This is a genomic window from Acinetobacter piscicola, from assembly GCF_002233755.1.
GTDB classification, from domain to species: domain Bacteria; phylum Pseudomonadota; class Gammaproteobacteria; order Pseudomonadales; family Moraxellaceae; genus Acinetobacter; species Acinetobacter piscicola.
The window spans coordinates 1-24,244 of sequence record NZ_KZ268711.1 but is presented as its reverse complement, the minus strand read 5'-3'; the positions used below and the strand labels follow the sequence as shown (position 1 = coordinate 24,244).

The following is a 24,244-nucleotide window of genomic DNA, read 5'->3' as shown; positions in this document are numbered from 1 at the left end:
TGATTGATCAAAAGAACAATTATATGTGGACAAGTCAAGAGGTAGTTAAAGGAAGGTTAAGATACAGAGTTTGGGGCATGAAGTTTTTTGGATTCTTAGGTGTTATATGTATTTGTTTGTGTATCATAATTTTATTATTTTTAGATAATGGTAAGTATATACTTACTGATAAATATGGAATTCTAGTAATTTTATTTTTCCTTTTTTCTGGTTTTGTTCTAGGGNTTCTAGTAATTTTATTTTTCCTTTTTTCTGGTTTTGTTCTAGGGTGGAGAATAGGCGCAAGTTTTGATGAACAAAGTGTTGAATTAGAAGCTATTTTAAAAAAGTTAGATTTTTATAAACCTAGTCGAATGAATTTACAAGAATATGCTTTAAACGATTTAAGTTGGAAAAATAAAGAGGATAATAAAGGATATGGACATGAGCGTTGGAAAGATTATACCTACCGTATAGATTTAGCCCAACAAGCCGATAAAGAAAAATATGGTAAGTCGGCAAAATAATATAATGAGTTTCTTTAAAACTGATAAACCAACCAGCAAAGTAAAAAATGGAAAAATTTTTATATTTTAAATTAACTAAGCCGCTTATATTTAAAATAAATCAGCTTAAGCCTCTTTTTTAACCTCTGCATGAAAAGCTAAAAGGCCTTTACCTATTTCAACTTTTACTTGTTTCGGGTTTAGAGGTTCTGAACACTCGGAGCAAACCATAACTGGCTGGAATTTATGTCCACATGATTTATGGACACAGTCTACAGGTGCACCCTGACCTTTATCCATATAGATATCTCCCCAATGGATAATACTCATCAAAATAGGGTATAGGTCTAAACCTTTTTGAGTCAGACGATATTCAAAACGTTTCTGTGTTTCGGTATATGGAGTTTTATATAAAATTTCTTCTTCAATCAAAGTATTCAAACGCGTTGTTAAAACATGGCGGGTTACACCTAAGTTTTTATGAAAATCATCGAACCTACGAATCCCTAAAAAAGCATTACGAATAATCATCATTGACCACGTATCACCAATCACCGACAAGGTGCGCGCGACTGAACAAGGTTGATTGCCTATATCTGCTATTTTCATGGAAATAAATGATTCCTGACCAAATTTAAAAACGATCTTTAAAAATACTAATTGAAAGCAAATTACTTGTATAGCTTTAAAACAAGCGAACTTTTAAAAGTGTCTATTCAGTAGTCATTGAATGTCATAAAAATGATAGGAATTGTTTATAAATACAGACAAAAGTTATCAACTGGGCAAAATCACTCTATAATACGGCCAATCTTTTAAAAGTCAGTCGCTCAACATTATCACTGTTTGATGAATGACTTTATTTACTTTAAATCAATTTCTGATCCGTGATTCGGCTGATTGATTAATATTTTGAATTTTATGTGTTTAATGCTTACACATAAGAATACTTAGGTGCCAGCATGGAAATTAAAGTTAATTATCTCGACAATCTTCGCCAAGAAGCCAAGTTCGATGATTTTACGGTAATCGCCGATCAGCCGATCCGTTATAAAGGTGATGGCTCAGCACCCGGTCCATTTGACTACTTCCTTGCTTCATCTGCATTATGCGCGGCTTACTTTGTTAAAGTGTATTGTGCTGCACGAAATATCCCAACAGACAATATCCGTTTGTCACAAAACAATATTGTAGATCCTGAAAATCGTTATAAGCAGATTTTTAAAATTCAAGTTGAACTTCCTGCTGATATTTCAGATAAAGATCGCCAAGGTATTTTACGTTCGATTGATCGTTGTACCGTAAAAAAAGTGATCCAAACGGGTCCTGAATTTATTATTGAAGAAGTTGAAAGTATCGATGCCGATGCCCAAGCTTTACTCATGCCGAATTTAGCTTCTGAAAGTAGTACTTTTATTGCAGGTAAAGATTTACCTCTAGAAGAAACCATTGCCAATATGTCAGGTATTTTGGCAAATTTAGGTATGAAGATTGAAATCTCTTCATGGCGTAATATTGTGCCAAATGTGTGGTCATTACACATTCGCGATGCTCAATCACCGATGTGTTTTACCAACGGTAAAGGCTCTACCAAAGAAAGCGCTTTGGCTTCTGCATTGGGTGAGTTCATTGAGCGTTTAAACTGTAACTTTTTCTATAATGATCAGTTTTGGGGTCAAGAGATTGCCAATGCTGAATTTGTACATTATCCAGATGAAAAGTGGTTTAAACCGGGTCCAAATGGTGAATTACCAAAAGAAATTCTGGATGAATATACTTTAGAAATTTATAACCCTGACGATGAATTGCTAGGTACACATTTATACGACACCAACTCAGGAAATACTGAACGAGGTATTTGTTCATTACCTTTTGTACGTCAGTCAGATGGTGAAGTTGTCTATTTTCCATCGAATTTGATTGAAAATTTATACCTCAGTAATGGTATGAGTGCAGGAAATACCTTAGCAGAAGCACAAGTTCAGTGTTTATCTGAGATTTTTGAACGTGCCGTAAAACGTGAAATCTTAGAAGGTGAGATCACATTACCTGATGTACCTGAAGCAGTTTTGGCAAAATACCCAAGTATTGTTGAGGGGATCAAAGGCTTAGAGGAACAAGGCTTTCCTGTCTTAGTTAAAGATGCCTCTTTAGGTGGTCAATATCCAGTGATGTGCGTCACGTTGATGAACCCTCGTACAGGTGGTGTTTTTGCATCATTTGGTGCTCACCCAAAATTAGAAGTTGCATTAGAACGTAGCTTAACGGAATTGTTACAAGGTCGTAGTTTTGAAGGTTTAAACGATTTACCTAAACCTACATTCAGCAGTAATGCTGTTACTGAACCCAATAATTTTGTTGAACATTTTATTGATTCAAGTGGTGTGGTGTCTTGGCGTTTCTTTAGTGCTCAGTCTAATTATGCGTTTGTAGAATGGGACTTCACCAGTGAAGGTGAACATGCCAATGCAGAAGAAGCTGCAACCATGTTTGCTATTCTTGAAGAGATGGGCAAAGAAGTCTACATGGCGGTGTACCAGCACCTAGGTGCTACAGCTTGTCGTATTTTAGTACCTGATTATTCTGAAATTTATTTAGTTGAAGATTTAATTTGGGACAATACCAATAAGGCATTGGCATTCCGTGAAGATATTCTGAATCTACACCGTTTAGATGATGAGCAACTTGAAGCCTTAGTTGAACGTCTTGAAGAACTGGAAGTTGATGATTATACCGATATTGTGACTTTGATTGGCATTGAGTTTGATGACAATACGGTGTGGGGGCAATTGACCATTCTCGAATTAAAACTATTGATTTACATTGCTTTGCAAGCGTTCGAAGAAGCCAAAGAGCTTGTTGAAACATTCTTACAGTACAACACCAATACGGTTGAACGTGGTTTATTTTATCAATGTATGAATGTGGTACTTGAAGTTGAATTAGATGATGATTTGGATCTGAACGATTATGAAACCAATTTCCGTCGTATGTTTGGTGATGAACGTATGGATGCCGTGATTGGCTCAATGGAAGGTAGCATTCGTTTCTATGGTTTAACCGAAACCAATATACAACTTGAAGGCTTAGAGCGTCATTTACGTTTAATTGAAAGTTATAAGAAACTTCATGCAGCGCGTGCTAAAGCTGTAAACTTAGCAAGCTAGTTTCGCATGCCGTAAATGCACTGTTTATTTACATAATTTAACAGAGTAGATCGCTATATACAGCATGTAAGCTTTTATATGCTGTATATAAGCTATTGAATCACATTGAAAAAGATAAAGCTATAGATGAGCTGATGCTGGTTTTATGGATTCGCATTATAAAATAGACTGAATTTATTCAAATGTGATTATTCTTAATACCTATAAAAACAATTAAATAACAATAACTTAAATAAATCTATCCAATAGATATTGTCCTCATAATTACTGGCTTAATCACAGTAATACATCAAGTAACCAACAAACAACATTTCAAGTCATAAATGTGCAGGAATAGGGGCTTTCCCTTATTTAAATCGATTCTAAAACTCGCATATACTGGTGTAGACGGTTCAATAAATGAAGTCAAAAAAACCACTGGAGTATAAAAATGAGTGAACTAAGCAAAGCACCTACACCAGATACAGCGGAAGACAATGCTTTTTTTCCATCGCCTTATTCTTTAAGTCAATACACGTCTTCAAAGACTGATTACGACGGTACAACGTATCCAAATCCATATAAAGGCGACAAAAAAATATTGATGATTGCTACAGATGAGCGATATATCTTGATGCAAAATGAAAAGTTCTTTTCAACGGGAAATCATCCTGTTGAAATGCTACTTCCTGTATTTCATTTGGATAATGCGGGTTTTGAATTTGATATCGCAACACTTTCAGGTAATCCTGTTAAGCTTGAAATGTGGGCAATGCCACATGAAGAAAAAGTTGTTGTAGATACTTATGCGAAATATGCAGAGCAGCTTAAAAATCCGTTAAAACTTGATGATATTTTAGAAAATGCACTGAGCAAAGATTCACCTTATGCAGGGGTATTTATTCCTGGTGGTCATGGTGTGCTTGCAAAAATTCCTGAAAGTAAAAGCGTTAAAAAAGTACTGGAATGGGCTTTAAGCCACGATAAATATGTGATTACACTTTGTCATGGCCCAGCTTCTTTACTTGCAGCTGCAGTGGATGAAGCACCTGAAAATTATATTTTTAAAGGTTATGAACTTTGTGTATTCCCAGATGCACTTGATAAAGGGCCAAATATTGAAATCGGTTATATGCCAGGTCAACTACAATGGTTAGTTGGTGAAAATTTAGAGAAATTAGGCGTTAAGATTCTCAACAAGGGGATAACTGGGCAGGTTCATAAAGACAGAAAACTTTTAACAGGTGATAGTCCTTTAGCATCACATAACTTAGGTAAATTGGCTGCTGAAACATTACTGGCAGATACTACACTTTAACGCCATACAATGCATAAAGACATATAATCAATAAAGACATACAGGAATAAAGAATAGTCACTTGCGTAGTGGCTATTTTTTATTGAAAATCAAAATTTTATTTGAAGTATTTTATAGGTTTATCTAGGGTCTATTGAGATTTTATAAATGGCTTGCGTTGTACGCCAGAACTCAACAGACGAGGAATTATCGAGAAAAGTGGTATGAAAATTCTGAATCAACATCAATTTGCTGAATTATTCTTTCAAACAACGCATCAACTTAGACAAGCCCGTGAACTGAATAATATTTTTGACGTTATTGTAGAATTTGCAAAAAAGTTAAACTTTGATCGAATCATTATATGTAGTGTTTCACCTTATAATAGAAATGAATTAATCGATGAAATCTTTTTTACTTATGGCGATTGGGTAGATCAAAGTAATCTTGATCAACGTGAAACTTATTTACGGCGTTGTCCAATTAGCAGCCATATTTTTGAATATGATGAACCCTTCTTTTGGGCGAAAACATTAAATAAAGAAAAAACCAAAGAAAGTTATCGTATTATTAAAAATCTCAAAGATTTAGCTGAGGTGAATGGTGTTCAAATTCCTATTTTTGGACGCGCAGGCTTAGAGGGAGCAATTTCATTTGCAGGTGAAGTTGTCGATATGAGTTCCGATTTTAAGCTGATCATACAAACGGTTTCAACGCTAGCATTTCGTCAAATTCAACATAAGAAAGACCTTAATACTATTCAAAACAGTGGTTTTCTAACTGAACGAGAAAAAGAAGTATTGAAATGGACTGCAATCGGTCATAAGCATTCCGACATTGCAGATATTCTAAAAATTTCAACCCGAACTGTTGAAAATCATTTGCGGAATATCAGAAAGCGACTGGGTGCAAAATCTACCGCTCAGGCAATTTCTTCTGCTTTAATCCGTAGAGAAATTGAATTATGACTTTTGATTCTCACTTAAAGTATCGTTAATTGTGATGATTCATACTTAAAAGTCTTAAAAATGCTTTTTGCTCAATCTCGAATTGATGTAAGAAAATCAATCTGTGTGATGCGCTCAATCAATGGCTCTAAATGATATGGATGATTGTCAAAATCGAGATGATCTTTAAAAAAGCTTAAATATATTGTAGAAATACTTGTCCAAACAAAGAAAATTGTGAATACTCATGCCGCAAAATTCAGGCTGTAAGATTATCTTTTGGGGTTAGGTATCTACTGTGAAAACGTATCCATTTTCATTTTCTCGTTTACAAAAAGCATTACTGGCGGTTGGTTCATTTTCATATCTAGGGCTAAGTCCAGTATTGGTACATGCTGATGTTGAAAATGAGACTCAACAACTTCCAACCATCACAGTCACTGCGCAAAAAGCCCAAATGACTGATTCACAGACTAAAGTGAATTTATCAGGTTTTACTCAGCAAAATCTTGCTGAAATCCCTGCATCTATCAGCACAATAACAGCCGATCGTATAGCGGACCAGCATGCAAAAACACTCAGTGATGTAGTTAAAAATGATGCAGCGGTCGGTGAAGGCTATGCGCCAATTGGCTATTACTCAAACTTTATGATGCGTGGCTTTGCCTTAAATTTAGGTTCAAGTTACTTGCTGAATGGTAATTTGCTGCGCGGTGAGCAAAATGTAGCGCTAGAAAATAAAGAGCAAGTTGAAATTTTAAAGGGCATTAGTGCCATTCAAAGCGGTATGTCAACACCGGGCGGTGTGGTCAACTATGTAAGCAAACGTCCTAAAGACATTGCTTCTATTAGCGCTGATGTAGACAGTCGTGGTGGCTATCGTCTAGCAACTGACTTAGGTGGCTGGTTAGGACAAGATCAGCAGTTTGGTTACCGAGTAAATTTAGCAAAAGAAGAAATCCATCCATATGTTGAACATGCAGATGGAAAACGTTTATTCGGTTCTTTAGCGTTAGACTGGAAAATTTCAGATCGCTCAAAATTAGAATTTGATATTGAATCACAACGTCAACAACAACGTTCAGTACCTGGTTATCAATTACTTGATGGTAAAACTGTGCCTACTGGCGTTGAATGGGATCGTTTGCTTGGCTACCAAAGCTGGAGTAATCCTGTCACCAATCAAAGTTTAAACGCCAGCTTAAAATATATTTACCAAATCAATGACAATTGGACGACCAAGCAGACAGCTTTGCAAAGTCGGGTAGTTGTAGATGATTATTCAGCTTTTGCATGGGGATGTTATAGCAGTGTCTGCCAAACGTCAGGAATAGGGAATACCTTTGACCAAAATGGCAACTACGATATTTATGATTTCCGTAGCCCTGATGACAGCTATCTCACCAACCAATTTAAAACAAGTTTAAATGGTCAATTCAACACGGGTACATGGCAGCATCATCTTAATTTAGAGCTATCTCATGCATACAAACGCCATGCACAATATGTTGCGATTAATCAACCGATTGGAACTGGAAATATTGATAATGACCCTATCACCTTTACACCTACAGAGCAAACCTTAGGCAATCATTACAAATCATTGGATAGTCAGCAAACGGCTTTAACCTTACTCGACCAAATTGATTTGAATGACACTTGGTCAACTGTGTTGGGTGGTAAGTTATTGCATTTAAATGAAAGTGCCTATGATGAAAATGCGAACAGCATTCGGGACACGAATTTTAATCGTTTCTTACCACAGTTTGCAGTGATGTATAGACCTTGGGAACAGACTCATCTATATGTTTCTTATGCCAAAGGTTTGAGTGATGGTGGTCAAGCGCCGTGGTTTGCCTATGGCAATCCAGATAAAGGCATCGAAGGCAATGCCTATGCAACTTTAGCACCTATAGATTCAACTCAGTATGAATTGGGTATTAAACAACAGTGGCAAGGGGTATTGTTTACAGCTGCATTGTTTGATTTGAAACAAGATCATCAGTATACCAATGCTGACAATTATTTCTTAACTGAAGGTGAACAACATAACCTTGGCTTAGAACTTGGCTTGCAAGGGAAAATAACTCAGAATCTAGATGTCAGTTCTAGTTTGGCGTTGATTCGTTCACGTTTAAAAGATATACAAGTGGATGAATATGCAGGACATCAAACTCAAAATGTGCCTAAAGTGCGTTTTGCGAGTCATTTGTCTTATCACATGCCACAAGTAGAAGGGCTACGTTTATTGGCAGGCATGCAATATAGCAGTAGTAAATATGCCAATAAATCAGGCACAGCTAAAGTATCAGGTTATAGCGTGTTTGATGCAGGTGCTGCTTATCATTTCAATGCTTATGGTTATGACAATACGCTTCGCTTCAACATTGATAATTTGTTCAATAAGAAATATTGGCGTGATGTAGGCAGTTACTTTGGCGATGATTATTTATTTCTTGGTACACCACGTACAGCACAATTGTCGTGGACGATGAATTTCTAACGTTAAATAAAAGCAGTATCATTCATAAATAAATTATCCATAAAAGCTCTTTTCATATTTTGTATTGACTATCAGTACTTTATATATGAAAGAGCTTTTTTATTATTTTCCGCGTCAAAATAGGTGATTTATAGAACTAAATCACCTCGAATATTAGCTTTGAACTTTATCTAAAAAAATATTTTATATAGAACTCAGCTTCATTTAACCTATTCATATGCTTTCAAGCGATACTCTATATTTCAGCTATTCGCCCAAGCCCAAAAGATGAATATATTAATGCCTTATAAGAACAACATGAGATATTTTCATTATGAATAATATTCGTGATACTTATCCAATAGGCGTTGTTATTTCAACATAGAAATTTGCTATGCAAGCCTTGCTAGGCTACATATTAAGCATACCATTCAATTTAAGCACAGCAATCAAATGCTGTTTATGCTCGTTTTTTTATTCTTTTTTTAATGCATATGACATTCTTAGCAATGAACTCCCCATACTTTATTGGTAAGAAAAATACAATTTAAAGCCTTTATTTTCAAATATTTAAAATTTAAATATCCAAGTTAATTACTTATAAATACTGCAGTTATTTTTCTTACTTTTATTGTTTATAAACATAACAATAAACCATACATGAATTTTACTCAACTTTGTGTTAGATAAAATCATTTTTATTCATGTAGTGATTCAGGTATAAATTACGACATAAAGAAATTCAGGTTTTATCGCAGAAAATAGGGTAGAGATCGCCATGAGTACAGAGTTTGCATGTTCAATTAAACGCATTCGTTTTGATGAAAACTATCAACCAGCAGATAACACGCGCCTAACAACTAACTTTGCCAACTTGGCACGTGGTGAAAGTCGTGAGCAGAACCTACGTAATACGCTCCGAATGATCAATAATCGTTTCAATGCCTTAGCACAATCAGACAATCCGAATGGTGATCGCTATTCACTTGAAATCGATATTATTTCTGCAAATTTAGACATTGAAGGTAATGGTCAAGCTTTCCCTATTATTGAAATGCTGAAAAGCATGATTACCGATCATCATACCAATCAACGTATCGAAGGCATGATTGGTAATAGCTTCTCATCTTATGTACGTGATTACGATTTCAGTGTGGTGCTGAAAGAACACAATAAAGAAAATTCGACATCGTATGCACCTGAAGGTTTCGGTGATTTACATGGCAAGCTTTATCAATATCTTGTGAATTCACAGACTTTTAAAGCAGCATTTAAGCAACAGCCTGTGATTTGTTTGAGTGTTTCAACAGCGAAGAAATATCATCGCACTGCCAATGAACATCCTGTTTTAGGTGTGGAGTATAAACAAGATGAATACTCACGTACCGATGAGTATTTCCATAAAATGGGTTTGCAGGTTCGCTTTTTTATGCCGAAAGGTAGCGTTGCGCCTTTAGCATTCTATTTTGCGGGTGATTTACTGCATGACTACAGCGATTTTGAACTCATTAGTGCGATTAGCACCATGGAAACCTTCCAAAAGATTTATCGTCCTGAAATTTACAATGCAAATTCATCAGCGGCGCAAGTTTATCAAGCAAGTTTGGAGTATCCAGATTATTCATTAACACGAATCGTTTATGACCGTGTTGAACGTGGTCAATTGGCAGTAAAACAAGGTAAATGGACTGAAGAGAACTTTATCAAGCCTTATCAAAACATTCTTGAACAATGGGCTAAAAGCTACGCCGTTTAAGACACTACACTGCTGAATTAACTAGATACTGGATATAGAAGATACTTGATTATGAAAATATTATTACCGACTTCAACTGCTGGCAGTTTACCTAAACCCTCTTGGCTTGCAGAACCAGAGCAGCTTTGGTCACCTTGGAAACTCGAGGGTGAGGCATTACTTGAAGCGAAACAAGATGCTTTACGTCTGTCATTGCAAGAACAACAACACACTGGGATTGATATCGTCAGCGATGGCGAACAAACTCGTCAACACTTTGTCACTACCTTTATTGAGCATCTTGATGGCGTAGACTTTGAGAAACGTGAAACGGTGCGTATCCGTAATCGCTATGATGCAAGTGTGCCATCGGTTGTTGGTGCTGTGAGTCGGCAAAAACCAGTCTTTGTCGAAGATGCCAAGTTTTTACGTCAGCAAACCAATCAGCCAATTAAATGGGCGCTTCCTGGCCCAATGACTATGATTGATACACTGTATGATGGTCACTATAAAAGTCGTGAAAAACTGGCGTGGGAATTTGCCAAAATTCTCAATCAGGAAGCGAGAGAATTAGAAGCTGCGGGTGTTGATATTATCCAGTTTGATGAGCCTGCATTTAATGTGTTCTTTGATGAAGTGAATGATTGGGGTGTTGCGACGCTTGAGCGAGCGCTTGAAGGCCTGAAATGTGAAACTGCGGTTCATATTTGCTATGGCTATGGCATCAAAGCTAATACCGATTGGAAAAAGACTTTAGGTTCAGAATGGCGTCAATATGAAGAGGCATTTCCTAAACTTCAAAAGTCTAAAATCGATATCATCTCACTCGAATGTCAAAACTCTCGTGTGCCAATGGATCTGATTGAACTTATTCGTGGTAAAAAAGTCATGATTGGTGCGATTGATGTCGCAACCAATACCATTGAAACACCTGAACAAGTCGCAGATACGCTACGCAAAGCACTTCAGTTTGTCGATGCCGATAAACTTTATCCTTCAACCAATTGCGGTATGGCGCCTTTGGCTCGTGAAGTAGCAAGAGGCAAGCTCAGTGCTTTAAGTGCAGGCGCAGAGATCATCCGAAAAGAACTTTCGGCTTAATATTCGTCTATTCATCGATAGCGTGATGTGAATGGCTACCTATTTAAGAAGATAATGGTTAAGAATAAATAGGTAGCTCATATTTCATTCAGGAAAATGTGTCCGTTATATTCAGAACTCATTTAGATGATGTGTCTATATAACCCATTGGGTGAGTGCGAAATCTAAAAAAGCGATGGTTCAATTTAGGAATAAGGTGATGATTGAAGCAACAGACTTTAGAAATGCAATGTCTTTATTGACCAGTGCAGTTAACGTGGTGACCACAGCAGGGGCGTCAGGTCGTCATGGATTTACGGCATCTGCGGTGTGTAGTGTTACAGATACACCTCCGACACTATTGGTTTGTATGAATAAAACATCTCGATCACATATGCATTTTATAGAAAATAAAATTTTAACTGTGAATGTCTTAAGTGCAGATCATCAGCGTATCTCTAATGTATTTGCATCGAAAATGAGTTCAGAAGAGCGCTTTAAACATGGTACTTGGACAGAATTAGCAACTGGCGCACCTGTTTTAAATGATGCTTTGGTGAGTTTTGATTGTGAGATTGAACAAATTCAAGAAGTTGGAACGCATACTATTTTTATTTGTCGTACAGTGGCGATTCAACAAAGTGAACATGAACACGGGCTTGCGTATTTTAATCGTGCTTATCACCATGTGGGACAGATGGAAACGGCTTAAATTCATTCCTTGTAATGGAAAATAATCCAATCAACCAATTGATGAAGTAAGGTGAATAAAAGTAAGTAGAGCCATGAAAGTCATTAAGAAATGAGCCGATGTAACTCTCAATGAGATATTGAATAAATACTTAACAAATCAATAGCAATCTATACTCACCATCCTTTTCAACTGGTGCTCTATGCACACAAGGTAAGACCTTTTGCGTAGGATGATCTACCGCCAAGCGCCAAAGATGTCCTAAGCCTAAATTGACAGGTTTTGCATTTGGTTTCGGCTGATAATGTAAATCAAAAAAATATTCTTCTAGAAAATTTTCAAATTCAGTCTCTGGACCATCATGTAATTCTTTGAGTTTTTCTCTGATCTCGGGAATTAAAATCTTTTGCTCAGCCTGATCATTGGGCACGATATCACTTGCAGCGCCGTGATAGGTACATAAGAAAGTATCCGTTTCTATGGGTGAACGATCTATATGAAACGAATATACATCTGTTGAAATGAAGTCTAGCTCGTCATCACGCTCATAATATTTTAGTAAATTAAGCGTAGGGGATGCTCCGAAATCAGTTAAGAGCTGTATATCTTTTAAAATGATTTCCCTTGCTAAATTTCCTTGTTCTGAAAGTTTTAATGCTAAAAGGTCTTCAACAGAAACTTCTGTAATATTTTCTTTTAATTCGAGTTTAGTCACAATTTCTTTAAAATCACCAATCAAATCTCTATGCCAGCAAAGTGCATTCATTTCTCCTTGAAAATTCAAATTTACAAGTTCAAAAAAACTAGAAACCACTTCAATTTGATTGTTGTCAGAAAATGGATTTTTCATAGCAGATGTAAGTATTAAAGCACGTTCAATATTATAGTATCAAAGAAAGGGAGAATCATTAGACTTCTTGCGTAAGTCGAGTTGTGGTGAGCATTTATTTACAATGGAAGTTCCCTCTCCTTTTAAAGGAGAGGGCTAGGGTGAGGATTTATATGATAAATCTCTCTATCTCAACTTTTTCTATGAAGACTCAATGAAAGCTCATCCCAACGTTGTATCGCTGCATCCATTGCTTGCATTTTGACATGACCAAAACCACGGACATCTGCTGGTAATTGAGCGATTTGCTCAGCAACAGATAATTCATAACTTTCAGGTGCAGAACTGATGGCTTTTACAAATGCGATATAACGATCACGCCAAGCCTGCTCTTTTTGACGCTCTTGTTGTAAAGCAAATGGATCAAGAAAAGTTTCTCTAAGCCATTGTAGACGAGCAAGGATCATCATTGGAATACGCATCCAATATCCGAAAGCACGTTTGCGTATGCTGCCATGAGCACCTAACGTAGGAGGAGCTAAATGATAGGTTAAACGTAGACCTTGACCAAATTGCGTTTCGATTGATTGTTTAAAGCTTTTTCCTGTAAGTAAGCGTGCAACTTCGTATTCATCTTTATACGCCATGACTCTATATAACTGTGTAGCAATGGTTCCCGCTAATTCTTCTGGCAACACTTTGGCAGCTTGTTCAGCAAGTGCTCGATACTGAGTTGCATAATCTTGATTCCAATACTCGACCAGACGCGCTGAACGATCTTCAATGAGTTCAGCCAACGTGGTTGGTTTACGCGTTGTAGGTATCGTTGCAATAATGCGTTTGGCTAAGTCAGGCTCACTTATGAGATGACACCCGATACGGAAAGCTTCAAGGTTTTTTTCAGCAGCCATGCCATTCAGGCGGATTGCCTGCTCAATACTTTCACGTTTCAATGGAATCTGACCTGATTGCCAAGCCATGCCAAGTAAGATTTGATTTGCAAAGATTGCATCGCCCAAAACTTGTGTGGCAATACGTGTTGCAGGTAAAGATGTGAGTTTTCCTTGTGTGGTTCGACCACGAAGTCGATGAATCAAATCTGTAATTGGCGCATACCAATCACGAGACTCAAGAAAATCAGAAGTAGGGGAAGCATCTTCATTGACGATGACAACAGCATCAGCTTTTAAACGAGAAAGTGCCGCATTACTGCCTGCGACAATGGCATCTGCACCGATTAAAAGATCACATTGTCCTGCAGGGATTTTGGTTGCTGAGATTTGCTCATCTTCTGTAGCAAGCTGTATGTAGGAATAAACCGTGCCACCTTTTTGAGCCAATCCAGCCATATCCATGATACGTGCGGCTTTACCTTCCAAATGAGCAGCCATTCCCAATAAAGCACCTGCTGTCACCACACCTGTACCACCAACACCACCGACCATGATGCGAATGGGTTGTTGATCCAGTTCAGGAAGGATGGGTTTTTCAGGCCAGCCAGCTTCTATACCTTTGAATATTTCTGGGCGTTTCATATCTCGGGTATGTACGGTCACAAAACTTGGACAGAAACCATCGACACAAGAGAAGTCTTTGTTACAACTACTTTGAGTGATTTGACGTTTGGTTCCCAACGCTGTTTCGACAGGTTCGATCGACAAACAGTTCGATTGTTTAGAACAGTCACCGCAACCTTCACAAATTTCAGTATTGATAAAAACGCGTTCTGCAATATCAGGATAAGCATTGCGTTTACGACGACGACGTTTTTCACTGGCACAGGTTTGAACATAAATTAACGCCGTAACCCCAGAAATCTCACGTAATTTGCGTTGAACATCATCTAGCTCATTCCTGTGGTAAATCTCCACGTGAGCAGCAATACCTTCTTCGGCATGAATCAGCTCTGGTTCATCCGTGACGATCACTTGTTTTGTGATACCTTCCGCATCCAATTGTCGTGTTAACTGTGCCACGCTCAGATGACCATCGACATGCTGCCCACCTGTCATTGCAACAGCATCATTGTAGAGAATTTTGTAGGTCATATTGAGTTTTGCAGCGATGGCTTGGCGTATTGCAAGATAACCTGAATGGAAATAGGTTCCATCGCCTAGATTGGCAAAAATATGCTTTTCATTGGTGAAATGTGAAGCTCCCGCCCAACTTACGCCTTCACCACCCATTTGCGAGAACGTTTCTGTGCCATGATTCTGTAACACGGCAATATAATGACAACCGATGCCACCTAATGCACGACTGCCTTCGGGCAATACTGTTGATGAATTGTGAGGGCAGCCGCTACAAAAGAAAGGTTTACGTTCTGCAATATCCAGAACACGCCGTGATTCATGCTCTGCTTTTTGTAACAGGTCAACTCTATTTTGAATTTGCGTTTTTAAGCTTTCTGGAAGATCTAATTTTAAGAATCGAGCTGCCAACATTTTTGCAATCGGTTCAGGTTGGAATTCATAGTGACCAATCAAAGGCGCTTCATCAATCGATGTACTCCATTCACCTTTTCCATCACTCGCTTTACCGATGATACGCGGGCGTTTGCCATCAGGAAGCGCATAGAGTTCATCTTTAATTTGTGCTTCAAGAATAGGGCGTTTTTCTTCTACAACGATCAGTTCTTGTAATCCTTCGGCAAATTCATGCAGACCTTGTGGTTCTAAGGGCCAAATTAAAGCAACTTGATACACTCTCAGTCCGAGCTGTTGGGCTATTTCATCTTCAATTCCGAGAATGCGTAAGGCTTCAATCGTATCTAAATAACCTTTACCACTAGCTACAATACCAATACGCGCATCTGGGCAATGCCATGTGACTTGATTGAGTTCATTTTCACGTGCATAAGCCAATACAGCAGGTAAGCGATATTGATAAAGACGTTGTTCTTGTTGAATGCCATGATCAGGCCAACGAATGCTGACACCATCTTCAGGCATTTGAACATTTTTGGGTAAAACAGGAGTGACGCGATCTAAATCCACATGAACAGAAGCAGAGGTTTCAACGATTTCACTGACTAACTTCATCGACGTCCATACACCTGCAAAGCGTGACATGGCGACCGCATGCGCACCTAAATCTAGAATTTGCTGTATTGAAGTCGGGTAAAAAATTGGAATGCCACAAGCGATCATGACATGTTCTGATTGGTGTGGAATACTTGACGATTTACAAGAGTGATCATCACCAAAGAAGGCAACCACACCACCTCGTTCTGATGTTCCTGCAAGATTGGCATGACGCAGAGCATCCCCTGAACGATCTACACCTGGGCCTTTGCCATACCACCAAGCAGTCACACCATCATATTTACCTTGGCCTGCAAGATTGGCTTGTTGGGTACCCCAAATTGCAGTAGCAGCGAGATCTTCATTTACACCAGGTTGAAAAACCACATGATGGTCTTTGAGTATGCCTTCAACTTGCCAGAGAAAATTATCATAATTTCCGACAGGAGAACCACGATAACCAGAAATAAAACCAGCAGTATGATAACCGTTTAAAGTATCCCGACGTGTTTGTGCAAGTGGTAAACGCACCAATGCCTGAATACCTGTCATGTAAGCAGTACCATCATCACTTAAATATTTATCTTCAAGTGATACATCCTTGGTTGGAATTTTATTTGGAGTAAATTTTGTCGCTATATTCATTTATGTCTCCTTAGAATTTTGTAGATCGAGCTACTTTCTTTTTTCAACATCCGGTTGAATATTTGGAGTAAATCACATACTGAGAAAAAGATTGACCAGTTCAATTTAAGACAATGAAACTGTTCAAAGTATGTACATTAATGTCATTGTGGTTGATCCAGACTGGTGCAACAATGCGTAATTTAGAAAAAGATATTTACGTTATGCGCAAAAATCTTGATGGTGGATTACTACATGCAATGCATGCTTTCCTAAAAGTCATTGATAGTGGAAGTTTTACTGCTGCCGCAGAGCAGATGGAACTGACAACAGCGCAAGTGTCCCGCCTCATTAGTGAGTTAGAAGGGCGTTTAGGAACAAAATTACTACAACGATCTACAAGACAGCACGCATTGACCGATATTGGTGCAACTTATGCAGAACAATGCCGTCAAGTACTTACGATGGTAGAAGAAGCCGAAACCCATGCAATGGGGATGGCAAGTAAACCGCAAGGTAGACTACGTGTTTTGAGTATGGCCAGTTTTGGACATCATTATGTGTCTCCAATGTTGGCTGAGTTCTGTCAAGCCTATCCAGAGCTTACGGTTGAATACCGTACATCGCAAAATGTACCAGACCTTTTAGGTAAAGGAATTGATGTAAGTTTATACCTCACAGAATCTTTGACTGACTCAAGATTTGTAGCTCGTCGAATTGGGACAATATTTTCATTACTTTGCGCATCACCAGCTTATTTAGAAAAATATGGCGAACCACAATCATTAGATGACCTACAAAAACACGCATGTTTAAGATTGGTGAACCCATCGATTACACCGCAATGGCATCTCGTAAGTGAAAATAGTTGTTCGTATCAAATTGATATTACAGGACAATTGATTGCAGATACACCAGAACTATTACTGGACATGGTGCAACAAGACATGGGTATTGCATTGCTTCCAACCTTTGCTGTGATTGAAGCTGTACGTACTGGGCGATTACGCCGTGTCTTAGCGGATTGGAGATCGCCTGATATTGGTGTTTATACTTTACTACCATCGCGTCATTTTATAGATGCAAAAACAAGAGCATGGTTAACATGGGTTGAACAGCATATTTCACCCAAAATTCAAAGTGATACAGACTATTTTTTATAATGCCAATTCGCTATTCAAATCATTCAGGTAAATATTAAACAAAAGTAAATTCACCACGAACCACAATCTAGAGAATCGCTACAGCTTTTGAATTTCAATCATTTATTATAAAACAGGTGAAATAAACAAAATGATGATTAACAAAATATTATATGAATAGAAATAGATATGATCGTGATGACGGTAATTTTAGATGTGGAATTTTACTATTTATTAGAAAATCTTCGATCAGTCACAAATCGTCCATAAAAACATGAACAAGGAAGTTGATCGTTGTGACTGAACGTAGATATGAATCAAGCTTAGTCGATTTAACTGATGCGAATCGCTGCCTTAAAGTAATACAAGTTGACGATGCTAACCAAGTAGTTGACTTAAAACTGATGAGCGGTGGATTGAGAAATAGCAATTTTTTGCTAACTTTAGCTAATGAACGTAAATTGGTTTTGAGAGTTTATGAAGGTGAGGATGCTAATATTAGGGTAGCCAAAGAAGCTTCTATAGCTGACTTGCTCATTTGCAACGCCATTTGTACAGCCAAATATTACGGTTACGAATTTGATCTAAGCTTGGGGAAGTGGTTCGCACTGGTTGAATATATAGAAGGGAATACTTTAGCAAATGTGATTAAACGAGCAGATGAAAGCACTCTAAATCGTTTATTTTTCCAAGCAGGCGAATTACTGGCGAAGATCCACCAATGTCAGTTCAAATATAATGGATTCTTTGCTGGCGATTTATCATTTGATCAGCCTATTGATGACCCAGTTGAGTCATTTGAGCTTTACGTTTTTTCTTGTTTGTTAAATTCTTTGGTTAGCCAAAGAATTGGGCAAGAACGCGTTAAGCGACTTATGATGTTAATAAAAGATCAACGTAGTGAGCTTCAAAAGCTGACAGAGCATAGTCGTTTGTCTCATATGGATTTCGGGCCAGAAAATATTTTAGTTGATTTATCCACTCAGAAAGTGCTTGCCATTATCGATTGGGAGTTTGCAGCATCGATGTCTCCTTTATATGACATAGGGCACATGCTACGGCCTTATCAACAATTTACAGCTTATCATCAATCATTTTTGTGTGGCTACAGTACAACTGGAACTCATGTTGATTATCACCAACAGAAGCTCGCGAAAACACTAGATCTCGTAAATCACCTGAGTCGTTTAGCTGAGGTGAAGGTTAGACCTAAATTGTTTGCTGACAGTTTAGCCTGTATCGATGATCTGATTTATCGTAGTAACGGGAAAGTAGTTTGAATGTGACAGGGCAGTAGCTCATCAAGCATGTGTTAAACATACATAAAATGTAGCCGCCAATCAGATTGAAAAAATCATAATCTTGTACTAAAATAGGTACAACTATTTGTACTTAAGTAAGGTGTATAAGTGAAAGTTGTTACATATTCTGATCTACGGAAGAACTTAGCAAATGTACTCGATGGTGTTATAGATGATCACTCTCCAGTACTTGTCACTAGACAAAACAACCAAACGGCTGTATTAATTAGCCTAGATGATTTCAATGCCTATGAAGAAACAGCTCATCTACTTAAAAGCCCAGCGAATGCGAAAAGATTGCGTGACTCAATTGCTCAGATTGAAGCAGGTAAAACAATAAGCCATGAGCTAATTGAAGAATGATTTTAAGTTGGACAGATGAAGCTTGGGATGATTATTTATACTGGCAATCTACAGACAAACAAACACTTAAAAGAATTAATGTGTTGATTAAAGATATTAAACGATCACCATTTGATGGTATTGGTAAACCTGAACCTCTTAAACATGACTTATCTGGATATTGGTCCAGGCGCATTGATAAGGAAAATCGTATCGTTTATAAAGTAACATCCGATTCAATTTTTATTGCCATGTGTCGTTATCATTATAATTAAGCAGTAACAGCCTCGGGTATCTTATTTAACTTACGTTCACCTAGAATCTAATTCACAATTAAATTTAATTACTTAGCGTATTAAAATGATAAATTATAAAATATTTGGTTCATGAACCTAGCTATGAATACATAGTTTCCTACTAAAAAGGTCTTAAGAATAGACTAAATTTGTCTAGGAGAGTGGTGGCAGTCCATCACTAACTCACAGGTGTCTACAAAATCGATGGCTATTCAATAAGTGTAGTTTACTATTTGGTATAAAATATTATGCTGAGGCTGGGTTTTGATAGCTACGATTTCTGTTTGGCTTTTTGGCGTAAGACATACAAATATAAGCTTTCTACTTTTTCACGTGCCCATGGTGTGGTACGTAAGAATCGTAATGATGACTTAACACTTGGATCTATGCAAAAACATCTAATTTCAATTTTATGACTTAAGCCTTCAAAGCCACCGTAGTAATCCAATAATTCATCCAAAATGTCAGCAAGTTTTTTGCCGTGTAGAGGGTCATTGGAGGCGTTCATAATAGATCAACCATATTTTGAGAGGTCATCATTATAACCTAAGCTAGTTGAAAAATGAGAGGGTTGGAATTTAAACATAATTAACATAGAAAATTACAGCTTATTTTCTAGTTAACTTTTTTCTAAATATAAATTAGTCAAATTCTAATAATTCGGTAGTCATTGCAGTACATTGCAAACAACATGGTAGTACAGATGGTAAAAATCTGCCTAATGCAATCAGAATAAGGCTTACTTTAATATTTCGTTCTCATCATGATTGGGCAATAATCTGGGCTTTCAATTAAAAAAGCCAAGTTGATTTGAGCCCGCTCAACTTGGCTAAATTAAAAAAATTACTTTAAGTTTTTAGTAAAGAAATCGGTTAGTTTATCGAAAGGAATTAAATCAACACGGTCATAAAGATCTACGTGTCCTGCACCCTTAACGTAGTACAACTCTTTAGGCTCACCAGCACGTTTATAGGCATCTTCACTAAACTCTTTGGAATGCGCTTGATCACCAGTAATAAATAGCATTGGGCGAGGTGAGATAGTTTCTATATCATTAAATGGATAGAAATTCACAAATCTAACTTCACTGGTTAAAGCTCTATTTTGAGTTTGTTCTAAAGTTTGACCTTTAGGAATTGCAGCTCCGCGTGGTGTTCGATAAAAGTTATGAAATTCACTTACGATAGAGTCGCTATTGGCATCGACTGTTTTAGGTAAATAGTTTATCCATTGTTTTCCTTTACCTTGAAACTCTGAGTAACGTTGTTCTGCTGCTGTTTCTAGCATTTTCTTACGTTGCTCAAGCGTCTGGGAGTGATTTAAACCGTTACGTGTTACAGCACCCATATCGTACATTGCAACAGTAGCAATTGCTTTTAAACGAGGATCTAATTTTGCTGCACTAATCGCAAAGCTACCGCTACCACAAATACCTAATACGCCAATACGATTACGATCAATAAAGATTTGACTACCTAAATAATCTACCGCAGCATTAAAGGCTTCTGTATAGAGCTCGGGTGCAACTAAGTTGCGAGGTTGTCCTTCACTCTCACCCCAGAATGGTAAATCAATCGCTAAAGTGATAAAGCCTTGCTCTGCTAATTTCTGTGCATAAAGCATTGAGCTTTGTTCTTTCACCGCTCCCATTGGATGACCCACAATAATTGCAGGAGCTTTAGTATTCTTATTTAAATTTTTAGGAATAACTAAATTACCAACCACATTCATGTTGTATTGATTTTTGAACGTAACTTTTTTAATCGTGACTTGACTACTTTGATAAAAGTTATCTGCATCTTTAGGCATATCTGCCGCCATTATTGAAGTTGAAGTAAATAAGCCCATTGTTGCAATAAGGGTTACTGTTAGAGTCGCATTACGAAATTTCTTCAGATGTGATTGCATGATTCCTGCTTCCTGTAAAAAATGATTCATGAATTTAGGGATTGAAAAGAGTTTATCTATTCTTTCAGAGAAGTATTAGCCTAAAAAAACAGCATAGACTTATGAGTTGAATTCATTAATTGGGCAATAAAAATTTTAATTAGTTGAAAATAATGTATTTAAAGAAAAATTATTTAATTTTTTAAAACTGTAAATGCAATAAATTTTAAAAATACGATATTTATACTTTTATGATTCATGAATTCTATACATAACTCTATTCGGCTTAAGCTACTTATTCCAGTTAACCCTTATTTTTATAATTGCTACTTTCAATTTCGAGTAGAGATATTCAATGCTTAACCCTGAAGAAAAAGAAAGCTACGTAGAAGCTCCTGTTTACTGGAGTGGGATTTTTGCAATGACCTTATGTGTTTTTGTATTGATTGCGTCAGAATTCATGCCAGTGAGTTTACTAACACCGATTGCAACAGATCTTAATGTTACGGAGGGTCTGGCTGGACAAGGAATTGCTATTTCAGGCGCTTTTGCTGTGATTACAAGTTTGATGATTTCTCGCTTAGCAGGCGAAATGAATCGTAAAACACTTTTGTTGGTTTTAACGGCTATTATGGCAGTTTCAGGTGCAATCGTGGCATTGGCGCAAAGTTATACAATTTATATGCTAGGTCGTGCGTTGATTGGTTTAGTCATTGGTGGTTTTTGGTCGATGTCAGCCGCGATGGCAATGAGGTTAGTACCTAGCTCACAAGTTCCTAAAGCGTTAGCAATTTTTAACAGTGGTAATGCCTTGGCAATGGTGATTGCTGCACCTTTAGGAAGTTATTTAGGTTCAATCATTGGCTGGCGGGGTGCATTTTTAAGCTTAGTTCCTATAGCTGTACTTGCTTTTATCTGGCAATGGTTGAGTTTGCCTTCAATGCCAGCTACTTCTCATGAAACTGAAAAGCAATCATCCATTTGGGGATTATTACGTAATCCAGTCGTTATAATGGGTATGTCAGCGATCAGTTTATTTTTCATGGGGCAGTTTTCTCTTTATACCTATGTGCGACCATTTTTGGAAACTATAACCCGAGTTGATATTTCTACCTTGTCACTTATTTTACTGGGTATTGGGATCATGGGATTTATTGGCACTGCCGTAATTAATATGTTCTTGAAGCGCCGTTTTTATGCAACTTTGATCATTATTCCTATCATGATGGCTGTTATCGCATTGTCACTCGTATTTTTTGGAACTTGGACGATGGTAGTTGCAGTATTACTTTGTATATGGGGATTCTTAGCAACAGCAGCACCTGTAGGATGGTGGGGATGGTTAGCACGTACCTTGCCCAATGATGCAGAAGCGGGTGGCGGTTTAATGGTGGCCGTGATTCAACTTGCAATTGCTTTAGGTTCAACACTGGGTGGAATTTTATTTGACCATAGTGGTTATCAGATAACTTTTATAGTCAGTGCACTTATTTTGGTTATTTCTTCTATTTTGGTATTACGTTTGACGATGAAGTAATCCAAAAGAGATAAGGGTTGCGGCCAGCAGAATGTTGGATTAGAGCTTATATATTTTTTTTAATAATGAACGTGGTGAGAGGGAAATACCTCGTTCAAATCTATTATAGTTTTTAAGAGTTATAGATTTTTTATTTTTAACTTCAATTATTTGTGCGGAGCATAACAGATTATAGAAATACGAAAATGTATGAGTAATGAGCTAAAATGGGATAGAGTCATGAATAAGATTAATAAATCATACGTTTCTAAGTGGTATTATTTCTAATATTAACGCTTAAATTACTGAACCATATACAGGATCTATATGATTACAAAAGAGAACTATAATGATCTATATGCCTTTCTGATGGTGACACGTGAAGGAAGTTTTACTAAAGCAGCGGGTAAGCTAGGTATTTCCCAGTCTGCTTTGAGCCATACCATTCGGGGACTGGAAGAGCGTTTAGGGATGTTGTTGCTCACTCGGACTACACGTAGCGTTTCTCCAACAGAGGCTGGTGACAAGCTCAGACAAACGATTGGAGCGAGTTTTGATCATATAGATAATGAATTATCATTACTGTCGAAACTAAGAGATACACCAGCGGGAAATGTAAGAATAAATGCAAGTCATCATGCTATCCGCTATGTGCTATTACCGAAATTAAAGCAATTAACTCAGCTTTATCCAGATATCAATATTGAGCTAACTGCAAATAATGGCATGGTTGATATTGTAGCGGAACGTTTTGATGCAGGGGTTCGTTTTGGTAGTCGGGTAGCGGAAGGAATGATCGCTGTACGGATGAGTTCAGATGTTAGAATGGTTGTGGTGGCGACGCCTGAATATCTTGCGCTAAAGGGCATCCCAAAAAAACCTCAAGATTTGATTCAACATAACTGTATTGGCTATAGATTGTCTACTCAAGGTGGATTGTATCAATGGGAGTTCTTGGTTGAAGGCATTGCAACTAAAATTAAAGTTTCTGGGCAATGGGTCTTTAATGATTCTGAGCTTATTGCTGATGCAGTATTGGCTGGAGAAGGCATTGCATATATTCCTGAAGAGCTCATTCAGGACAGTTTATTACAAGGGCAATTAATAAAAGTATTGGATGAGTATGCAATAGCATACCCAGGATTTCATTTGTATTATCCTCATCGAAGACAGCAGTCACCAGCTCTGAAACTTGTTATTGATACATTAAGAATAAATTAAATCATTGTTGGAAGAAAACTTATTTAACTGAAGTAAACATAATGTTACTTAGGATAATCGTCAACGTGAATATAATTATGTAGATTCACGTTGACGATCTGTAGCAACAACAGCGTTGCGTAGGCTACAGCCTTGGGTATGTTATTTAACATAATATACATTATGCGAAATAATATTGTTAGAACCCATTTAAAGTGTCT

At 37.3% G+C, this 24,244-nt stretch carries 18 protein-coding genes and 1 pseudogene; 14 read left to right on the top strand and 5 right to left on the bottom strand.

What is annotated here, in order from left to right:
- Nucleotides 1-225 precede the first annotated feature (225 nt).
- Nucleotides 226-506 (top strand): annotated as a pseudogene (locus CDA10_RS17175) (putative type VI secretion system effector); the annotation flags it as partial.
- A 105-nt stretch (nucleotides 507-611) separates the two neighbouring features.
- On the opposite strand, the gene CDA10_RS04805 reads toward CDA10_RS17175, so the two are convergent.
- Nucleotides 612-1,094, bottom strand: coding sequence for a winged helix-turn-helix transcriptional regulator (locus tag CDA10_RS04805; protein WP_089604357.1), 483 nt, complete (start codon nucleotides 1,092-1,094; stop codon nucleotides 612-614).
- 353 nt (nucleotides 1,095-1,447) lie between these two features.
- Between CDA10_RS04805 and CDA10_RS04800 the strand changes: the two genes are divergently transcribed.
- The 7 genes from CDA10_RS04800 to CDA10_RS04770 all read left to right on the top strand — a co-directional run bounded on the left by CDA10_RS04800 (nucleotide 1,448) and on the right by CDA10_RS04770 (nucleotide 11,884).
- Complete coding sequence (locus CDA10_RS04800) at nucleotides 1,448-3,652, top strand: OsmC domain/YcaO domain-containing protein (RefSeq protein ID WP_089604356.1); 2,205 nt, start codon at nucleotides 1,448-1,450, stop codon at nucleotides 3,650-3,652.
- A gap of 430 nt (nucleotides 3,653-4,082) precedes the next feature.
- Nucleotides 4,083-4,949 (top strand): glyoxalase III HchA, encoded by an 867-nt coding sequence (gene hchA / locus CDA10_RS04795; protein ID WP_089604355.1) that lies wholly within the window; start codon nucleotides 4,083-4,085, stop codon nucleotides 4,947-4,949.
- Between the two features lie 203 nt (nucleotides 4,950-5,152).
- Nucleotides 5,153-5,896, top strand: coding sequence for a PA1136 family autoinducer-binding transcriptional regulator (locus tag CDA10_RS04790; RefSeq protein ID WP_089604354.1), 744 nt, complete (start codon nucleotides 5,153-5,155; stop codon nucleotides 5,894-5,896).
- Nucleotides 5,897-6,173: 277 nt separating this feature from the next.
- The gene (locus CDA10_RS04785; protein WP_089604353.1) at nucleotides 6,174-8,378 is read left to right on the top strand and encodes a TonB-dependent siderophore receptor; all 2,205 of its coding nucleotides are present in this window, start codon (nucleotides 6,174-6,176) and stop codon (nucleotides 8,376-8,378) included.
- Between the two features lie 757 nt (nucleotides 8,379-9,135).
- Nucleotides 9,136-10,113 carry a DUF1852 domain-containing protein gene (locus CDA10_RS04780; RefSeq protein WP_089604352.1) on the top strand — a complete coding sequence of 326 codons (978 nt, stop codon included), beginning with the start codon at nucleotides 9,136-9,138 and terminating at the stop codon, nucleotides 10,111-10,113.
- Between the two features lie 51 nt (nucleotides 10,114-10,164).
- The gene (locus tag CDA10_RS04775; RefSeq protein ID WP_089604351.1) at nucleotides 10,165-11,193 is read left to right on the top strand and encodes a methionine synthase; all 1,029 of its coding nucleotides are present in this window, start codon (nucleotides 10,165-10,167) and stop codon (nucleotides 11,191-11,193) included.
- 199 nt (nucleotides 11,194-11,392) lie between these two features.
- Nucleotides 11,393-11,884 (top strand): flavin reductase, encoded by a 492-nt coding sequence (locus CDA10_RS04770; RefSeq protein ID WP_089604350.1) that lies wholly within the window; start codon nucleotides 11,393-11,395, stop codon nucleotides 11,882-11,884.
- Between the two features lie 130 nt (nucleotides 11,885-12,014).
- Here CDA10_RS04770 and CDA10_RS04765 read toward each other — a convergent pair whose 3' ends face one another.
- Nucleotides 12,015-12,713 (bottom strand): DUF1826 domain-containing protein, encoded by a 699-nt coding sequence (locus tag CDA10_RS04765; protein ID WP_089604349.1) that lies wholly within the window; start codon nucleotides 12,711-12,713, stop codon nucleotides 12,015-12,017.
- A gap of 170 nt (nucleotides 12,714-12,883) precedes the next feature.
- Nucleotides 12,884-16,360 (bottom strand): indolepyruvate ferredoxin oxidoreductase family protein, encoded by a 3,477-nt coding sequence (locus CDA10_RS04760; protein WP_089604348.1) that lies wholly within the window; start codon nucleotides 16,358-16,360, stop codon nucleotides 12,884-12,886.
- Nucleotides 16,361-16,563: 203 nt separating this feature from the next.
- Here CDA10_RS04760 and CDA10_RS04755 point away from each other — a divergent pair, with 203 nt between their 5' ends.
- From CDA10_RS04755 to CDA10_RS04740, 4 genes are all read left to right on the top strand, one after another.
- Nucleotides 16,564-17,502: a LysR family transcriptional regulator gene (locus CDA10_RS04755; RefSeq protein WP_089604359.1), complete on the top strand. Its 939-nt coding sequence runs from the start codon at nucleotides 16,564-16,566 to the stop codon at nucleotides 17,500-17,502.
- 275 nt (nucleotides 17,503-17,777) lie between these two features.
- Nucleotides 17,778-18,761, top strand: coding sequence for a phosphotransferase family protein (locus CDA10_RS04750; protein WP_089604347.1), 984 nt, complete (start codon nucleotides 17,778-17,780; stop codon nucleotides 18,759-18,761).
- 129 nt (nucleotides 18,762-18,890) lie between these two features.
- Nucleotides 18,891-19,145: a type II toxin-antitoxin system Phd/YefM family antitoxin gene (locus CDA10_RS04745; protein WP_089604346.1), complete on the top strand. Its 255-nt coding sequence runs from the start codon at nucleotides 18,891-18,893 to the stop codon at nucleotides 19,143-19,145.
- The gene (locus CDA10_RS04740) at nucleotides 19,142-19,399 is read left to right on the top strand and encodes a Txe/YoeB family addiction module toxin (protein ID WP_089604345.1); all 258 of its coding nucleotides are present in this window, start codon (nucleotides 19,142-19,144) and stop codon (nucleotides 19,397-19,399) included. Before CDA10_RS04745 ends, CDA10_RS04740 begins: the two co-directional genes overlap by 4 nt.
- Nucleotides 19,400-19,691: 292 nt before the next feature.
- On the opposite strand, the gene CDA10_RS04735 is transcribed toward CDA10_RS04740, so the two are convergent.
- Together CDA10_RS04735 and CDA10_RS04730 are read right to left on the bottom strand one after the other, a co-directional pair.
- The gene (locus CDA10_RS04735; RefSeq protein ID WP_089604344.1) at nucleotides 19,692-19,928 is read right to left on the bottom strand and encodes a VF530 family protein; all 237 of its coding nucleotides are present in this window, start codon (nucleotides 19,926-19,928) and stop codon (nucleotides 19,692-19,694) included.
- A 335-nt stretch (nucleotides 19,929-20,263) separates the two neighbouring features.
- Nucleotides 20,264-21,328 (bottom strand): alpha/beta hydrolase, encoded by a 1,065-nt coding sequence (locus CDA10_RS04730; RefSeq protein WP_089604343.1) that lies wholly within the window; start codon nucleotides 21,326-21,328, stop codon nucleotides 20,264-20,266.
- A 334-nt stretch (nucleotides 21,329-21,662) separates the two neighbouring features.
- On the opposite strand from CDA10_RS04730, the gene CDA10_RS04725 reads away from it, so the two are divergent.
- Both CDA10_RS04725 and CDA10_RS04720 read left to right on the top strand, forming a co-directional pair.
- The gene (locus CDA10_RS04725; protein ID WP_089604342.1) at nucleotides 21,663-22,844 is read left to right on the top strand and encodes an MFS transporter; all 1,182 of its coding nucleotides are present in this window, start codon (nucleotides 21,663-21,665) and stop codon (nucleotides 22,842-22,844) included.
- A gap of 306 nt (nucleotides 22,845-23,150) precedes the next feature.
- Nucleotides 23,151-24,044: a LysR family transcriptional regulator gene (locus CDA10_RS04720; protein WP_089604341.1), complete on the top strand. Its 894-nt coding sequence runs from the start codon at nucleotides 23,151-23,153 to the stop codon at nucleotides 24,042-24,044.
- Nucleotides 24,045-24,244: the final 200 nt, after the last annotated feature.

Excerpts from the sequence above, each read along its gene's own strand:
- CDA10_RS04800 (WP_089604356.1), top strand. The coding sequence starts at position 1,448 with ATGGAAATTAAAGTTAATTATCTCGACAATCTTCGCCAAGAAGCCAAG.
- CDA10_RS04775 (WP_089604351.1), top strand. The coding sequence starts at position 10,165 with ATGAAAATATTATTACCGACTTCAACTGCTGGCAGTTTACCTAAACCC.
- hchA (WP_089604355.1), top strand. The coding sequence starts at position 4,083 with ATGAGTGAACTAAGCAAAGCACCTACACCAGATACAGCGGAAGACAAT.
- CDA10_RS04760 (WP_089604348.1), bottom strand. The coding sequence starts at position 16,360 with ATGAATATAGCGACAAAATTTACTCCAAATAAAATTCCAACCAAGGAT.
- CDA10_RS04805 (WP_089604357.1), bottom strand. The coding sequence starts at position 1,094 with ATGAAAATAGCAGATATAGGCAATCAACCTTGTTCAGTCGCGCGCACC.
- CDA10_RS04765 (WP_089604349.1), bottom strand. The coding sequence starts at position 12,713 with ATGAAAAATCCATTTTCTGACAACAATCAAATTGAAGTGGTTTCTAGT.
- CDA10_RS04730 (WP_089604343.1), bottom strand. The coding sequence starts at position 21,328 with ATGCAATCACATCTGAAGAAATTTCGTAATGCGACTCTAACAGTAACC.
- CDA10_RS04755 (WP_089604359.1), top strand. The coding sequence starts at position 16,564 with ATGCGCAAAAATCTTGATGGTGGATTACTACATGCAATGCATGCTTTC.
- CDA10_RS04770 (WP_089604350.1), top strand. The coding sequence starts at position 11,393 with ATGATTGAAGCAACAGACTTTAGAAATGCAATGTCTTTATTGACCAGT.
- CDA10_RS04780 (WP_089604352.1), top strand. The coding sequence starts at position 9,136 with ATGAGTACAGAGTTTGCATGTTCAATTAAACGCATTCGTTTTGATGAA.
- CDA10_RS04735 (WP_089604344.1), bottom strand. The coding sequence starts at position 19,928 with ATGAACGCCTCCAATGACCCTCTACACGGCAAAAAACTTGCTGACATT.
- CDA10_RS04725 (WP_089604342.1), top strand. The coding sequence starts at position 21,663 with ATGCTTAACCCTGAAGAAAAAGAAAGCTACGTAGAAGCTCCTGTTTAC.
- CDA10_RS04790 (WP_089604354.1), top strand. The coding sequence starts at position 5,153 with ATGAAAATTCTGAATCAACATCAATTTGCTGAATTATTCTTTCAAACA.
- CDA10_RS04740 (WP_089604345.1), top strand. The coding sequence starts at position 19,142 with ATGATTTTAAGTTGGACAGATGAAGCTTGGGATGATTATTTATACTGG.
- CDA10_RS04720 (WP_089604341.1), top strand. The coding sequence starts at position 23,151 with ATGATTACAAAAGAGAACTATAATGATCTATATGCCTTTCTGATGGTG.